This is a genomic window from Bradyrhizobium sp. CCBAU 25360 (assembly GCF_028128695.1).
GTDB lineage: Bacteria > Pseudomonadota > Alphaproteobacteria > Rhizobiales > Xanthobacteraceae > Bradyrhizobium > Bradyrhizobium ottawaense.
In genome coordinates, this window is sequence record NZ_LBJA01000042.1 from 397,551 (window position 1) to 411,855 (window position 14,305).

At 65.6% G+C, this 14,305-nt stretch carries 11 protein-coding genes and 1 pseudogene; 8 read left to right on the plus strand and 4 right to left on the minus strand.

The genetic code is table 11. The annotated features are described in order from the left end of the window. The first annotated feature begins 8 nt into the window (after positions 1-8). Positions 9-1,430, plus strand: a complete 1,422-nt coding sequence (locus tag XH81_RS25925) for a PepSY domain-containing protein (RefSeq protein WP_028142458.1) — start codon at positions 9-11, stop codon at positions 1,428-1,430. Positions 1,431-1,479: 49 nt separating this feature from the next. On the opposite strand, the gene XH81_RS25930 is transcribed toward XH81_RS25925, so the two are convergent. From XH81_RS25930 to XH81_RS25940, 3 genes are all read right to left on the minus strand, one after another. Beyond that, the gene (locus XH81_RS25930; protein ID WP_244429107.1) at positions 1,480-2,148 is read right to left on the minus strand and encodes a siderophore-interacting protein; all 669 of its coding nucleotides are present in this window, start codon (positions 2,146-2,148) and stop codon (positions 1,480-1,482) included. A gap of 122 nt (positions 2,149-2,270) precedes the next feature. Next, entirely contained in the window at positions 2,271-2,963 is a 693-nt protein-coding gene (locus XH81_RS25935; RefSeq protein ID WP_095426516.1) for an O-methyltransferase, read from the minus strand. A gap of 106 nt (positions 2,964-3,069) precedes the next feature. Beyond that, entirely contained in the window at positions 3,070-3,918 is an 849-nt protein-coding gene (locus tag XH81_RS25940; protein WP_249162500.1) for an AraC family transcriptional regulator, read from the minus strand. Between the two features lie 583 nt (positions 3,919-4,501). Between XH81_RS25940 and XH81_RS25945 the strand changes: the two genes are divergently transcribed. From XH81_RS25945 to XH81_RS25965, 5 genes and pseudogenes are all read left to right on the plus strand, one after another. After that, positions 4,502-6,511, plus strand: coding sequence for a hydantoinase/oxoprolinase family protein (locus XH81_RS25945; RefSeq protein ID WP_271596414.1), 2,010 nt, complete (start codon positions 4,502-4,504; stop codon positions 6,509-6,511). After that, the gene (locus tag XH81_RS25950; RefSeq protein WP_028142463.1) at positions 6,508-8,088 is read left to right on the plus strand and encodes a hydantoinase B/oxoprolinase family protein; all 1,581 of its coding nucleotides are present in this window, start codon (positions 6,508-6,510) and stop codon (positions 8,086-8,088) included. The genes XH81_RS25945 and XH81_RS25950 overlap by 4 nt, the downstream gene beginning before the upstream one ends. A 10-nt stretch (positions 8,089-8,098) precedes the next feature. Then, positions 8,099-9,394, plus strand: coding sequence for a class-III pyridoxal-phosphate-dependent aminotransferase (locus XH81_RS25955; protein WP_097668703.1), 1,296 nt, complete (start codon positions 8,099-8,101; stop codon positions 9,392-9,394). Positions 9,395-9,524: 130 nt separating this feature from the next. Beyond that, a pseudogene (locus tag XH81_RS25960) lies at positions 9,525-10,457 on the plus strand (N-carbamoyl-D-amino-acid hydrolase). Continuing rightward, positions 10,454-11,122 (plus strand): flavin reductase family protein, encoded by a 669-nt coding sequence (locus XH81_RS25965; RefSeq protein WP_028142466.1) that lies wholly within the window; start codon positions 10,454-10,456, stop codon positions 11,120-11,122. Before XH81_RS25960 ends, XH81_RS25965 begins: the two are co-directional and overlap by 4 nt. On the opposite strand, the gene XH81_RS25970 is transcribed toward XH81_RS25965, so the two are convergent. Next, the gene (locus tag XH81_RS25970; protein WP_028142467.1) at positions 11,119-11,781 is read right to left on the minus strand and encodes an aspartate/glutamate racemase family protein; all 663 of its coding nucleotides are present in this window, start codon (positions 11,779-11,781) and stop codon (positions 11,119-11,121) included. The two genes, XH81_RS25965 and XH81_RS25970, sit on opposite strands and share 4 nt — an antisense overlap. A gap of 56 nt (positions 11,782-11,837) precedes the next feature. Between XH81_RS25970 and hydA the strand changes: the two genes are divergently transcribed. Both hydA and XH81_RS25980 read left to right on the plus strand, forming a co-directional pair. Then, positions 11,838-13,307 carry a dihydropyrimidinase gene (hydA, locus tag XH81_RS25975; protein WP_028142468.1) on the plus strand — a complete coding sequence of 490 codons (1,470 nt, stop codon included), beginning with the start codon at positions 11,838-11,840 and terminating at the stop codon, positions 13,305-13,307. A gap of 16 nt (positions 13,308-13,323) precedes the next feature. Beyond that, positions 13,324-14,298, plus strand: coding sequence for an NAD-dependent epimerase/dehydratase family protein (locus tag XH81_RS25980; RefSeq protein WP_028142469.1), 975 nt, complete (start codon positions 13,324-13,326; stop codon positions 14,296-14,298). Positions 14,299-14,305 lie beyond the last annotated feature (7 nt).

Genomic DNA, 14,305 nt, shown 5'->3' on the forward strand with positions numbered 1-14,305 from the left:
CTGAACGGATGATGAGCGCGATCGTCGTTACGCATCGCTGGCTCGGGATCGCGTTCTGCCTGCTGTTCGCGATGTGGTTTGCGACGGGGATCGTGATGCACTTCGTTCCGTTTCCGTCGCTGACGGAAGCGGAACGGTTTGCCGGCCTTGCGCCGGTGGATCGTGGAGCGGCGAGGATCCCGGTTGTGGAGGCGGTCGCTGCGAGCGGGGTCGCGGGCGCCGTGCGCGTCCGGCTGATCCAGCGGAGCGATGCAGCGGTCTACATCGTGTCGGGATCGTCGCGCGTGCGCGCGGTCCGCGCTTTCGACGGAGCGGATGCGTCGGTCGCAATTGCCGATGCTGCGCTTGCCAGCGCGCGGGAGCACGCGCGCAATCGCGGGCTCGATGCCGCGCGGGCCGCGGTCGTTGCGCGTTCGGACTACGATCCGTGGAGCGTGCCGAACGGCTTCGATCGCCACCGGCCGCTGTTTCGTGTGGCGCTCGGCGATGCTGCCGGGACGGAAGTCTATGTTTCCTCGTCCACCGGCGAGGTCGTCCTGGACACGAGGCGGGGCGAGCGGGGCTGGAATTGGGCCGGCAGTGTGCTGCACTGGATTTATCCGACGGTCCTGAGAAGCAACTGGTCGCTGTGGGATCGCGTCGTCTGGACGCTGTCATTGCTGGCCTTGATCGCGGCGATGCTTGGTGCGGTGCTCGGGATCGCGCGGGTGCAGCTGCGAGGGCGCCGGATGTCCTCGCCCTATCGTGGCTGGCACGCGTTGCACCACGTCATTGGCCTCACGGCAACAATGTTCGTGCTGACATGGAGCCTCAGCGGCTGGCTCTCCATGGATCACGGCCGGCTGTTCTCGCGCGGACAATTGACCGCGGCCGAATCCGGCGTGATGAACGCGTTGCCTGATTGGGCGGCTGCCTCATGGCTCGATCGGCAGCCGATATCGCCCTCGGCCCGGGAGATCGAATGGTTTGCCTTCAACGGCACTGTCTACCGGCGCGACCGGGTGGGCCTCGACCGTCAGGTCTTGATCAAGGCAGGGGACGCGCCCCGCGATGGACCAACGGAATTTCTGGACGTGCATGAGATCCAGAATCTGGTGGCGCGCCTCGCCGCCGGCTGCGGCGCGCCGTCCGTTCTTGCTGGCAACGACGACTACCCCGCGCAATCAGCTATTCCCGGTGCGCCCCTCTACCGCTTGCGCTGCGGCGACCTCTGGTTCGATATCGACGGTGCCGATGGCAGTGTGCTGCAAAGGCTGGATGCCTCGCGGCGAGCCTACCGCTGGTTCTACAGCGCGCTCCACACGCTCGATTTTCCGGTCCTGCTGGCGCATCCACGTCTGCGCGATACCCTTATCGTTGGACTGTGTGCGTTGGGACTGGCGTTCTCCGTCACCGGGATCGCGATTGGCTGGCGGCGTCTGCGGTCCTGACGGAGACCGCGTGTCTTGACCAACGGCCGGCGGTTCTATCGGCTCCTCTCTAGTCCAGGCCGGTCTTGCCCGTTGCCCAATAGGCTTTTGCCCTGATCCGCGATGATGCGACGCCGGCGGCCTTCAAGGCGCGGCCGACGCGCTGGATCGAGGATGCCTTGCCGGTCAGGACGAACTGTGCGCCGTTTGCGGCAAGGCGGAGCAACTCGGATTCGGCGGTTGCAAGATGGGTGTCATCGGCACTGCGTGCCATTAGCCTGGCGTGGCCGAGGCCGATGGAGTCCAGCACAAGTCTCGACTCCGCGATATCAGCGGCTTCGGACAGATGGAGCGCGCCGCCAGCCTGCAGGCTGTCGCGCAACGCCGCCGCAAGGCCGAACGAGGTTTCATCGCCGAACAGAACGATGGGCGCTTGGAGGTCGGCAAGGTCGAGCGAGCGGCGTGGACCAAAGAACTGGCAACTGTCACCTTCGCGCAAACTGCTAGCCCAGCGGCTGCCGGGGCCTTCGCCATGTGCAAAGGCCAGCAGCCGCGTTCTGCCGTTGCCGGCGTCCCACCACATCGGCGTATAGGTGCGCGCGCTCAGGCCCGAGCCCATCGCGACCTGGATCTTGTCGCCGGCCGCCCAGGCGACGTTTCTGAGCGCTTCGCCTTCGAGCTCGACGAGCCGGAAGTGCGGCGAGAGCGTCTTGATGCCGGCAACGCGCGCAGGGCGCATCAGCCATCGCAGCAACATCCGCGTGACCCGTCCCTGCGGTGCCCGCGATGGCTCGGACGTTTGTGGCTCGTGAGCGGGCTCGTTCAAGTTTGGCTCCATCGCAGGGTTCACCGCCATGCCGATCATCTGGTCTTGATCGTGAATTCGTTGCCGCGTCCCGGCTCGAACGGCAGCGACAGTGAGAGGTAACCGTTCTCGGGATCGCGCACGTAGTCGATATAGCCCGAGGCTTCCTCGAGCGCGTTCTCGCCGACGATGAGCGCGCCGCGCTTCAAGTGCGGCTCCAGCAGCCTGAGAATGGGAAGATAGAGAGTGAAAGCGCCATCGAGCATCACCATGTCGATCTCGTCGCCAAGGCCGGAGCTGAGCGTTTCGCGCGCATCGCCGTGCCTGAACTCGACGAGGTCGGCGAGCCCCGCGGCGGCAAGATTCGCCCGCGCCCGCTCGATCTTGCCGGGTTCGAGATCGGTCCCGATCAGGCGGCCGCCACCGATGTCGCGCAAGCCCGCCGCCATGTAGATCGCGGAAATCCCCATCGAGGAGCCGAACTCGACGATGCGCTGTGCCTTGGAGGCGCGGACGCACATGTAGAGGAAGCGTCCGAACCGCGGAGAGACGCTCAGGAAATTGTCCGCAAGTCCGCGATAGACTTCGTTCAGATCGCGGCTCTCGGCCGCGATGGCCTTGCTGATGATCTCATCCCGGCTCTTCGCTTCGTTCGCGAAGGTTTGCATCAGTTGGCCGTCGGCGATCTCCGCTTCCTGATGAAGACGATGGAGGACGTCGGCGACGACGCCCTTGCTGAGTGAATCCATGTCGGTCGGCTCCTTGCGATGCGCCCGCCGGGCGCTTCGGAGCCTGGATACGAAATGGTCCCTCAGACCGCATTCCGCGAACGGGACAATCGATTGCGAATTCCGGTCAGTGTGCGCCGATGCGTCGTTCGGCCAGATATCGCGCCGGTGGCTTGCCCAGTGCCTTGCGGAACATGGTGACGAAGGCGCTGGCCCCCTCATAGCCGAGATCGAGCGCCACGGCCTGGACCGATGCGCCCTGGTCGAGGCGCTGAAGCGCGATCAGGATGTGGAGCTGCTGGCGCCAGCGGCCGAAGCTCATGCCGGTCTCGCGTTGCAGGATGCGGGTGAGGGTGCGCGGGGCGACGGCCATGCGCCGGCTCCAATCCTCGATCGTCGCGCGATCGGAAGGATCGGTCATCATCGCGCTGGCGATCCGGCGCAGCCTGGCATCGGCCGGCATGGGGAATCGCAGCTCTTCGGCGGGGGCCAGCGACAGCTGGTCGAGTAGCACCGCGGCGATCCTGCCGTCGGCGCCGTCGGGATCGTACATGACCGGCATGTGGGTGGCGTGCACCAGCAAATGCTCGAGCAAGGGCGAGATCGTCAGCGTGCAACATTGCCGCGGGAGTGCCGGCACCGCATCCGGTTCGACGAACAGGCAATGCATCTCGACGTCGCCAGCGACGCTGACGCTGTGCGGAACATGGCCGGGAATCCACACCGCACAGCGCGGCGGGACGATCCAGACGCCGTGTCCGGCCTCCAGCCTGACGATGCCACGCACGGACAGGACGAGCTCGTCCTTGCGATGCTCGTGCATGGCCAGCTCCATGCCCTTGGTGACCATGTGGCCCCCGAACGCGGCGACGGTGCGCGGCACGGTTTCAGGATCGAAATCCCCGAGATCATCGGGGTTCATATGGTCGTCGTTGAGCCGGAAGAAGGGCATGCAGGCGATGGTCGATCCGAACATGACTGGCGGGTTCAGGCAATATCTGGCCCGCGATCGCGACTTTCAACGCAGGATGTCCGAATCTCGATGGTTTCTAACGAGCTGGTCCCAACGGATGGCTGCGCTGTCGCCCATCGATTGGACCGGACGATATCCTCGCTTACTGACCGTACAATAAAGAAAGGCTGAGCCGCCTGCCGTGCATAGCTCATGGGCATCCGAACCTCGCGCAGCGCCCCTCGATCGCCTGCAAATTAGACAGGTGATTTTGGATGTTCGGATTGCAGTGCAACGGACGTGACGGTTTGCGCCGAAAAATCCGTGGTGCGATGCACTCTGCTGGTGTCCAGCAGTCGACATCTGCATGCTCTCCGCGCGGGCACTGCTGCACCAAAACGTGCAACCGAACTTGCAGCTCGCGGCGCCGGCCCGGCGGTTTGCGACAAACCTGGCTCTATCCCCACCTGACCGCTCTGTCGCACACTCGCGGACAATGGCAAGACAAGGGATGCATGATGAGCGCTCTCGGTTGGGCATTGGATGTCGCGATGGACGGTAACAGCCCGGCGTCCGGTTCGGACCTCATCCGTCGCTGCCCCCGCACATGAGCTCCTCCGAAAATCACTGGGAGGTCGGCACCGATATCGGCGGCACCTTCACCGATATCATCGCGATCCGGCGCGATTCATCGGAGGCGCGGATTGCAAAGGTGCCGTCGCGCCCCGACGCTCCGGTTCAGGCGATGCTGGAGGCGATCGAGGCGGTGGGCCTGCGCAGAAGCGAGGTCAGGCGCTTCGTCCACGGCACCACGCGCGTGACCAACGCCATCGTCGAGGGCCGACTGCCGAAGGTGGCGCTGGTCGCGACCGAGGGATTTGCCGATGTGCTCGAGATCGCGCGTTATCGCCGCCGCGATCTCTACCGTCTCGACATTCCGCCGAAATCGCCGCCGCTCGTGCCGCCTGAGCGCTGCTTCGGGCTCGCCGAGCGCCTCGATCACGAGGGACGGGTGCTGAAGCCGCTGGAACAAGCGGAGATCGAGCGCCTGGTGGCCTGGCTGAAGGAGACCGGCGTTCAGAGCGTCGCGGTGGCTCTCCTTCACGCCTATGCCAATCCCGTGCACGAAAAAATGCTCGGCGAGCGCCTCAAGGACGTCGTCGCCCATGTCTCGCTGTCACATGAGGTCAACCCCGAGGCACGCGAGTATGAGCGGACCTCGGCGACCGTGTTCAACGCGGCCGCGATGCCGATTGCGGTCGAGTATCTGAGCGAGCTGGAGCAACGCCTGCCGATTGGCCCCGGCCTGCAGGTGTTCCATTCCGCCGGCGCCATGATCCCGATCTCCGCGGTGAAACGTCGCCCGCTTGTGATGGCAATGTCGGGCCCGGCCGCCGGCGTCTCAGCGTCGGTCAGCATCGCGCGCCAGCTCGGCACGCCGCGCATGCTCACCTTCGACATGGGCGGCACCACGACGGACGTGTGCCTGATCGTCGACGGCCAGGCCGAGATGACCGACGGCCGCATGCTCGGCGACAAGCCGCTGCGCCAGCCGATGCTTGCGGTTCACTCCATCGGGGCGGGCGGCGGATCGATCGTGCGCAACGGCCCGGGTGGCCTGACGGTCGGGCCGGAGAGTGCCGGTTCCGAGCCGGGTCCGGCCTGCTACGGCCGCGGCGGCAGCGAGCCAACCATCACCGACGCCAATGCCGTGCTCGGCTATCTCAATCCCGAAACGAAGCTTGGCGACCGCATCGGCATCGACATCGATGCGGCCAAGCGCGTCATCGCGCCGATCGCGCGGGCGTTGGGGCTGAGCCTGACCGAAACGGCGCTCGGCATCATCAAGGTCGCCAACGCGACGATGGCCCGCGCGCTGCGCCGCGTCACGGTCGAGCGCGGCATCGACGGGCGCGACTGCACGCTGCTCGCCTTCGGCGGCGGCGGCCCCATGCATGCTGCGGGCCTCGCCGATCTGTACGGGATTGCGCAGGTCGTCGTGCCCAGCGCATCGAGCGCGTTCTCGGCGCTGGGCTGTCTCACCGCCGATTTCAGCTTCCTGCAGCAGCAGACCCTGCGCGCCGGTCTCGACGGCATCGATCTCGTACGCGTATCGGAGCGCATTGGAGCGCTCATTGACGATGCGTCGGCGCCCCTGATCGCCAACGGTGTCGCGAAGGCGGAGATCGAAGTCGAGCTGGTGGCGCTGATGCGTTACGCGGCGCAGAACGACGCCATTCCAGTCCCGCTCGCACTGCCGCTCGACGTGATCAGGCTCAAGAGCGATTTTCTGGCGCGGCATCACGAACTCTTCGGCTATGCGACGAGCGAGCCCTGCGTCATCGAATCCGTGCGGGTACAGGCGCGTCGGCCGTCGACAACGGTGGTGGGCCGGTCGGCGACGGCGGCGAGGGCGCTGTCATCAGGCACGCGCCTCTGCTCGTTCGACGGCTTCCACGACATCGCGACAGGGATTATCGACCGCGCATCGCTGGCCGACACCGTCAGTGGCCCGGCCATCATCGAAGACGCGTGGTCGACGGTGGTGGTGCCGCCGGGCTGGCAGGCGAGGCCGGACGTTTCAGGCAATCTGTTCCTGACGCGGAGGGCAACTTGAAGCTCGATCCGTTCGTCGTCGAAGTCATCCGGCACGGACTCTCGGCTGCGGCCGAGGAGATGAGCCTGGTGATGACGCGCTCGGCGCGCTCGCCGCTGCTGCGCGAGGCCGGCGATTTGTCGTCGGCGATCACGGACGGCCATGGCGGCCTGGTCGGGCAGGGCCGCGACATCCCGATCCATCTGGGCGCGATGGCTTACACGGTCCCCGAATTGCTGAAGGTGGTGCCGCGCGACAGCCTGAACGACGGTGACGTGCTGATCTACAATGTCGGCGCGCTCGGCGGCAATCATCTCAACGACGTCAAGGTCGTCCGCCCTGTCTTTGTCGATGGCGAGATCGTGGCGTTCGCGGTCAGCCTCGCGCACTGGCCGGATATCGGCGGCACCTGGCCCGGCAGCTATTTTGCCAAGGCGATCGACACGTTCCAGGAGGCGATGCGCATTCCGCCGGTGCTGATCGCAACCTCAGCCGGAATCAACGCGCCGATCGTGCAATTGCTCAAGGCCAATGTTCGGGACGCCGAATCCTGCGAGGGCGATCTGCTCGCGCAGATCGCGGCGACCAAGGCCGGCGAGCGGCGCATCGTCGACCTCTGCCGCGAGCACGGCAAGGCGGTGTTCACCGCGACGCAGTCGCGCCTGCACGACCTCTCCGAGATCGAGATGCGCGAGGCTATCCGCGCGTTGCCGGACGGGGTCTACGAGGGCGAAGACCATCTCGACGACGGCAGCGTGAACGACGCGCCCGCGCGTATCCACGTCAGGATTACCATTGCCGGCGACGAGGCGACCTTCGACCTTTCGGGGAGCTGCGACCGCGTCTCGAATTTCTGCAACACGACGCCGTTCATGGCGCGCTCGGCCGTCGCCTATGCCGCGCGCATCATGAGCGGGCGCGACATGCAGCAGAATGCCGGTGCGCTCCGCCCCCTGACCATCGTCACCCGCCCGGGCTCGATCCTCGAGCCGGGTTGGTCGGCCTCCGTCGCCGCGGGCAACCACGAGACGTCGATGCGCATCGTCGATGCGATCTTCCGCGCCATGCAGGATACCATCCCCGAACGATTGTCCGCGGGCGGCGCGACCACCGCGGGCGTCCTGTTCTTTGCGCAGCCGCGGCAGGACGGTTCCTGGAAGATGCTCTACGAGGTCCACGGGGGCGGCGAAGGCGCGCGGCACGATCGGGCCGGCATCTCGGCGACCCGGGTACATCTGTCCAACACCTCCAACACGCCGGTCGAGGTGATCGAGGCGAACTACGCGATCCGCCTCGAGCAGCAGTCCATTCGCCGGCAATCCGGCGGCGCCGGCGCCCACCGCGGCGGCGATGGTGTCGTGCGTGCTTACCGCATTCTGGCGCCCTCGATGCATCTGACCACCTGCATCGAGCGCATGGTGATCCCGCCATTCGGCATGCAGGGCGGCGAACCCGGGAAGGCCTGTCGCATCTCGCTTGTCAGGCAGGGCGCCAACGTCGCGATCGACGGCAAATCCAACCTCGTGCTGCAGCAAGGCGATCTTGTCACCGTCGAGACTTGCGGCGGCGGTGGCTACGGCGCTGATGCTGCGGAGTGAAGGGATTGCGATGAGCAGATTGTTGCGAACCGGGCTGAACGCGGGCGACAGCGCGCCCATGGCCGTGGTCGGCGGCGAGGGCGCCTATTTTCATCTTGCGGACGGCCGCAAGCTCATCGACGGCAGCAACACCGGCGGCGGTCTCGGTCACCGTCATCCCGCGATGGTGGAGGCGATCCGCCGGGCGGCGGACACGCCCGTGGTCAACGAGGGCTGGACCTGGGTCGGTCGCGAGCAGGCCGCCGACGATCTGATGGCCATTGCGTTCAAGGGCGAGGACGATTGGGTCGGCGCGGTGCGCTTCTGCATCAGCGGCAGCGAGGCTAACGACATGGCGCTGTCGCTCTGCCAGGCCATGACGCAGCGCTCCGCGCTGGCGACGCGCGAGCGCGCCTATCACGGCATCACGGGTCTGTCGCGCAGCATGACGGTGCAGCCGCAATGGCACGGCGGACTCGCGGTGCATGCAGGCGGCTCGAAGCTGCCGGCGCCGATGGCGCCGGTGCGAATCCTGCCGGCGCCGGATGGCGCAATCTACGGTGGACCGGCCAACAGCAAGCCACCGAGCGAATATCTGGCCGACGCCAGGCGTCTGTTGTCGGATACCGCGGCGACGATCATCGACTACACCCAGGGCGGCATCTATTACGACGGCGCCTATCAGGACGAAGTCGCCCGCTGCGCGCGAGAGGCTGGATCATACTGGATCGCGGACGAGGTCGTCACCGGTGCAGGGCGCGCGGGGCGCTGGTTCGCGTTTCAGGGCTCGCAAAGCCGTCCTGATATCGTGACGCTCGGAAAGTCACTCGGCGGCGGTGCGGCTGCGGTGGCGGCGGTCGTGGTATCGAAGGAGATCGTCGAGCGATTGAAGGGCACGAGCTGGCAGAATTACGGCACCTTGCGCGGCCATCCGATCAGCATGGCCGCGGTCAGCGCCTACCTGAAGGTTGTCAGCGAAGACAATATTCTCGAGCATGTGAAGAGCCTCGAGAAGCTGTTCAGCCGCCGCTTGCTTGCGATCGCTCAGAAACACCCCAGCGTGCAGCGCGTGGCGGGGCAGGGGCTGCACTGGACGGTGGAGCTGCACGGACCGGACTGGCGCTCCTGGCGCGCCGACACTACCGAAGATCCGATCGCCTCGCGCGTCGCGACGCGGGCGCTGGAAGCCGGCGCGGTGATCGGAACCAGCGGCGAGCAGGTTTCGCTGTTCCTGGCACCGCCACTCGTCATTTCCGACCGCGAGGCGGACCAGCTTCTGGATGCGCTCGACCATGGCCTCGATATTGCCGACGAGGAGCACCGATGAGCGCCGATCACGGCTTGCAAGCCGTCCAGCCCATCCGGCTGGAAACCATCGGCGGTGCCGCGTTATGTTGCAGGCGCCGGCAATTCGTTGAAGCTTTCACTTCCTCCAAGAGATCACCGGGAAATCGCTGATGCGTATCGTCAATGTTGCCGCCGCCCAGATGGGCCCGATCCAGAAGGCCGATAGCCGCGAGGCCGTGGTCAAGCGCATGATCGCGCTGATGGACGAAGCCAAGGCCAAAGGCGCCGACCTTATCGTCTATCCGGAACTGGCACTGACGACGTTCTTCCCGCGCTGGTACGCGGAGGACCGCGCCGAGTTCGACATCTGGTTCGAGCGCGAGATGCCGAACGCGGCGACGAAGCCGCTGTTCGAGCGCGCGGCGCAGCACCGGATGGCAATGAACTTCGGCTATGCGGAGCTGACGCCGGACGGCCATCACTTCAACACGGCGATCCTGACAGACAAGTCTGGCAAGATCGTTGGCAAATATCGCAAGGTCCATCTGCCGGGCCATGTGGAGTACGACACCAAGCGCTCGCACCAGCATCTGGAGAAGCGCTATTTCGAGCCGGGCGATCTCGGCTTCAACGTCTGGCGCGAGCTGGGTGGCATCATCGGCATGGCGATCTGTAACGACCGGCGCTGGCCGGAGACCTATCGCGTCATGGGCCTGCAAGGTGTCGAGATGGTGCTGATCGGCTACAATACGCCCTCCGTCAATGCGGAGCGAAGCGAGGAGGGCGTCGAGAAGCGCCTGTTTCACAACCGCCTCTCCGTGCAGGCCGGCGCCTATCAGAATTCGACCTGGGTCGTCGCGGTGGCCAAGGCCGGCAATGAGGATGGCCATCCGCTGTTCGGCGGCAGCCTGATCGTCGATCCCAACGGCGAGATCGTCGCGGAAGCGAGGACGGAGGACGACGAGCTTCTGGTCCATCCCTGAGATCTCGACGCCACAAATTTCGGCAAGACCACGATCTTCAATTTCGCGCAGCATCGCCGGATCGAGCATTACGGCCTGATCACCAGCCAAACCGGCGCGGTGCCGCCGCCGGAGAAATGACGCCGATGTCGGATCATGGCATTTCCTTGCGCGAGCTTGATCCGCGCGATCGCTACAAGCTGCTCTGCGGCGTAATCGTGCCGCGGCCGATCGCGCTGGTGACGACATTGGACGAGAACGGGGCGGTCAATGCGGCCCCGTTCAGCTTCTTCAATGTGTTCTCCGAGAGCCCCGCGCTGATCGTGCTCGGTCTTCAGCACAAGCCGGATCACAGCCCGAAGGATACCACCCGCAACATCCATCGCGACGGCGAGTTCGTCGTGCACATGGTGGACGAGGCGCTGTCGGTCGCGATGAACGATTGCGCGGTCGATTTCCCCTCCGGCGACAGCGAGGTCGCTGCGACCGGGCTTGCGATTCTTCCCTCAGTCGATGTGAAAGTGCCGCGGCTCGCTGCTGCGCCCTTTGCGCTGGAATGCCGCCGCCATGTGGTGCTGAACTTCTCTCCGGATCGCGAACTCTTGGTCGGTGAGGTGCTCAGGGTTCACGCCCGCGAGGGCCTCGTAAATGAGGCCAACATGTATGTCGATCTCGACGCCTACCGCCCGATCGGCCGCATGTTCGGCAATCTCTACACCACCCAGCGGGATGTTTTTTCGCTGACGCGCGAGAGCCACGCGCAATGGCGCGCGCGGCAGGACGCCAAAGAGCTGAAGGACGCCTAGTGAGCCGAGAACTGCACCGTACCCAGCGCCATGCTGACGGCCGCCTGTGTCGGGTCGATCACGGGGATGCCCAGCGCGTCTTCGAGCGGGCGACGGTGCCGTGCCATGCCGGCACAGCCCATCACGATGGCGCGGGCGCCGTCCTGATCGCGCAGTGCGCGGCCGACGTCGATCATCCTCGCCAGCGTGCCTTCGCCCGAAGCGGTCTCCGCAACGCTCATATTGAGCGGCCGCTCGCCGGCGAGGCGATCGGTCAGTCCCATCTGCCTGAGATAGCGCATGTGACGCGGGATCGAGCGCTGCGCGATGGCGATGACGCCGAACGTTTCGGCGCGGGCGAGCGCCGTCAGCACGCCGCACTCGGCAATGCCGAACACGGGCCGTTCGGTGCCTTCGCGGCAGACCTGAAGACCGGGATCGCTGTAGCAGGCGATGACGAAGGCAGCCGAGCTGTTGTCACCTTCCACCAGCCGTCGCAGCGGCACCGCGACGCCGTCGACATCGGCCTGGCTCTCAATGCCGAACGGACCTTCGGCCAGCGTCTGGCAGACCAGTTCCGGTCCACCCTCGAAACCGAGCGGCCTCAAGGCGTCCTCCAGCCCTTGCGTGACCGCGGGGTTGGAGTTCGGATTGATGACGAGAATGCGCGGCCGGGACATGATGGTCTTCCTGCGAAATGGAGAGCATTTGCCCCAAGCCTATCACGGAGTGCCTCATGACTGAACCCACCTACGACCTGATCATCCGCGGCGGACGCGTCGCCACCACCACCGACGTGTTCGAGGCCGACGTTGCCATCTCCGGCGAGACCATCGCTGCGATCGGCCGCGGGCTTCCGGCGGCCAAGCGCGAGATCGACGCGCGCGGCAAGTTGGTGCTGCCCGGCGGCGTCGACAGCCACGCCCATATCGAGCAGCTGTCCGCTGCCGGCATCATGAACGCCGATACGTTCGAGAGCGCGACTGTCTCTGCCGCTTTTGGCGGCACCACGACGGTGATCCCGTTCGCCGCCCAACATGTCGGCATGAAGCTGCCGCAGGTGGTGGAGGATTATCATGCGCTGGCGAAGAAGGGCGCCGTGATCGACTACGCCTTTCACATGATCATCGCGGACGCGACCAAGGAGACGGTCGAGGAGCACATTCCCGCGCTGGTGAAGCAGGGCCACGCCTCGATCAAGATCTTCATGACCTATGACCGCCTCAAGGTCGACGACGAGCCACTGCTCGACATCCTGCTCGCCGCGCGCCAGTCCGGCGCGATGCTGTGCGCCCATGCCGAAAATCACGGCATCATCGCCTGGATGGTGAAGCGCCTGCTCGCGCGCGGCTACACGATGCCGAAATACCACGCCGTCAGTCATGCCCGTGTCTCCGAAGCCGAAGCCTTCACGCGGCTGATCGGCATGGCCGCGCTGATCGATCAGCCGATCATGATCTTCCACGTCTCGACCGCCGAAGGGGCCAGAGTGATCCGTGACTCCCGCGGGCAGGGGCTGAAGGTCTTCGCCGAGACCTGTCCGCAATACCTGTTCCTGACCGCGAACGATCTCGACAAGCCCGGCGCGGAAGGCGCCAAGTGGATGTGCAGCCCGCCGCCGCGCACGCATGCAGACCAGGAGGCGCTGTGGCAGGCGCTGTCGCTCGGCGATCTCCAGACGATTTCCTCCGATCATGCGCCGTATCGTTACGACGAGACCGGCAAGCTGCGGGCCGGTCCCAATCCGAATTTCAAGCAAGTCGCGAACGGCCTGCCGGGGCTGGAGCTGCGGCTGCCGCTGCTGTTCGACGCGATGGTGTCGAGGGGGCGGCTGGGGCTGGAAAAGTTCGTCGAGCTGACTTCCACGGCGCCTGCCAAGATCTACAATCTGCACCCCCGCAAGGGCTCGATTGCGATCGGCGCCGATGCCGATATCGCGATCTGGGATCCCAACCGCGAGACCGTGATCGCGGACGAGATGATGCACGATCTCGCCGGCTACACGCCGTTCGCGGGCCGCAAGCTGAAGGGCTGGCCGGTGTCGGTGCTGTCGCGCGGCCGGATGGTCATCGACGGCAACAAGTGCCTCGCCGATGCCGGCAGCGGAAAATTCCTGGCACGCAGCGGCGGCGACGCGGCCAAGCCCACCGGCCGTCTCGTCGCCGACATGGACCCGGAACGGAATTTCGGGGCAAAACTGCTGTGATGGTGGATCGCGCGCGATGAGGACCGTCATCTTCGGCGGCACCGGCTTTGTCGGGCTCAACCTCGCCGAGGTGCTGCTCGCGCGCGGGCATGAGGTGACGTTGTATGACCGCAAGCAATTGCCGGTGGGAGCGGAGCGATCCCTTGTCGACTACCGGGAGCGGCTTACCCTTGTTCAGGGCGAGATCACGGACGTCGAGAGGATCGACGTACTTCTGAAACAGGGTTTCGATGCGATTGTCCTTGGCGCTGCGATAACGGCCGGTGATCAGCTCGAGCGATCCACGACCTCGAACATCCTCGAAATTAATGTGATGGCTCAGATGCCGATCCTGAGCGCGGCGATCCGCCGTGGCGTTCGGCGCGTGATCAATCTGTCCTCGGCGTCCGCCTATGGTGCCGCGGGGCACCGTTACCCGGTCCTCGACGAGGAAACGCCGTGCGATCCCATTTCCTTCTACGCGATCAGCAAATTCACCTCGGAACGATCGGTGGCGCGGCACGCCGAGCTCTTTGGCGGTGATTTCCTGAGCGTGCGTTTGAGCGCGGTGTTCGGTCCTTGGGAGCGGATCGGCAAGGTGCGGGATACGCCGAGCCTTCAGTTCCAGATCCTTGCCGAGTTCGCTCGCTGCGGGCTGGCGCTCATGCCAGGTCCAGGAGTGAAGGACTGGATTTATGCCGTAGACGCCGCCGAAGCCGTCGCTGTGCTGATCGAGGCAGAGCGGCCACGCCACCGGCTCTACAACATCTCCAGCGGTGCGGCGTGGTCTGCGCTGCAATGGGGCGAGGCCTTTGCGGCGTTGCATCCCGGTTTGCAATGCCGGCTGGCGGCACCCGGAGAGAGCACCTTCATCAGACTGCAAGGGCCGGAACGCGCTCCGCTCTCGGTTACACGGATGGCGGACGAATTCGGCTGGCACGCGCGGTTCGGCTGCGCAGAGTCTGCGGCGGCGATGAGCACCTGGTGGATGCAGCACCGGGAGGAGATTTGACATGCCA

Excerpts from the sequence above, each read along its gene's own strand:
- XH81_RS25925 (WP_028142458.1), top strand. The coding sequence starts at position 9 with ATGATGAGCGCGATCGTCGTTACGCATCGCTGGCTCGGGATCGCGTTC.
- XH81_RS25930 (WP_244429107.1), bottom strand. The coding sequence starts at position 2,148 with ATGCGCCCTGCGCGCGTTGCCGGCATCAAGACGCTCTCGCCGCACTTC.
- XH81_RS25935 (WP_095426516.1), bottom strand. The coding sequence starts at position 2,963 with ATGGATTCACTCAGCAAGGGCGTCGTCGCCGACGTCCTCCATCGTCTT.
- XH81_RS25940 (WP_249162500.1), bottom strand. The coding sequence starts at position 3,918 with ATGTTCGGATCGACCATCGCCTGCATGCCCTTCTTCCGGCTCAACGAC.
- XH81_RS25945 (WP_271596414.1), top strand. The coding sequence starts at position 4,502 with ATGAGCTCCTCCGAAAATCACTGGGAGGTCGGCACCGATATCGGCGGC.
- XH81_RS25955 (WP_097668703.1), top strand. The coding sequence starts at position 8,099 with ATGAGCAGATTGTTGCGAACCGGGCTGAACGCGGGCGACAGCGCGCCC.
- XH81_RS25965 (WP_028142466.1), top strand. The coding sequence starts at position 10,454 with ATGACGCCGATGTCGGATCATGGCATTTCCTTGCGCGAGCTTGATCCG.
- XH81_RS25970 (WP_028142467.1), bottom strand. The coding sequence starts at position 11,781 with ATGTCCCGGCCGCGCATTCTCGTCATCAATCCGAACTCCAACCCCGCG.
- hydA (WP_028142468.1), top strand. The coding sequence starts at position 11,838 with ATGACTGAACCCACCTACGACCTGATCATCCGCGGCGGACGCGTCGCC.
- XH81_RS25980 (WP_028142469.1), top strand. The coding sequence starts at position 13,324 with ATGAGGACCGTCATCTTCGGCGGCACCGGCTTTGTCGGGCTCAACCTC.